Source organism: Vibrio sp. 970 (assembly GCF_033339075.1).
Genome location: NZ_JAWOTW010000200.1, coordinates 1 through 799 on the forward strand (window position 1 = coordinate 1; position 799 = coordinate 799).

General features: G+C 47.3%; 1 pseudogene. It reads right to left on the bottom strand.

Annotated features, from left to right (window positions below):
• Positions 1-799: pseudogene (locus tag R7Q11_RS25665) on the bottom strand (insulinase family protein); the annotation flags it as partial.

Below are 799 nucleotides of genomic sequence, written 5' to 3' on the forward strand. Positions count from 1 at the left end.
ATAATTGTTGTTTGATGGTTTCAAACCGAGTTGGGTTAAACTCTCTCGCGGCGAAACGGCGTAAAATCATCTCAAGCAGTTGTGGCAGTTTTTGGCTGAAGCCCGACAACGTCAAAGTTACACCGCCTTGGTGCGCATACATGTTGTAGCCCATGCCCGCGATTTCAGCTTGGTAGGTTTCTTTGGCTAGTGAGTCCAAAAACATTTCGACACAAAGACGTGTTTTCACAATATTCTTAGGCGACGCGACCGCGTGAGAACTGTCGATCGCAACGTACACTACGCCTTTCGGCACTCGGAACTCATCATCTTGCAAATGCCACAGGCGAAAACCTTCGAGATCTTCAATCAACTCCGGTAGTGAGCCCCCGTTTTCAAAGGGCATTGGGTCGAGGTCGTAACAAATGTACGGGTTCTTCTCTGGCAGAACAAACTGCCAACGCGGATCAATTTGTTGGAAGAAGCGTTTTTGCTCGCTACTGAATGGAGTGACGGAGTAGGGGGTGAAATACCACTCCGCAGTGCGATTGTACTCAAGTCCTTTGGCGATCAGCGTAACGCGGACATTGTCGACAGATAAATATTGCAGCAGAGAACGTTGTAGATCTTCATCATAGCCCGACATTTTGTAGTCGCCATAGATAATATCGTGCGGCTGATAATGCTGCATATTGATGACTAAATGGCTAACTAAATCGAGAGGGCGTGAAGGTTCTTGAAAGCGGAATGCAGACTCCAATACTGCTTGCTTCTCTAGGTAGCGCCACTCATTCATTCCGTCTTGTTTGATCATGGTTAG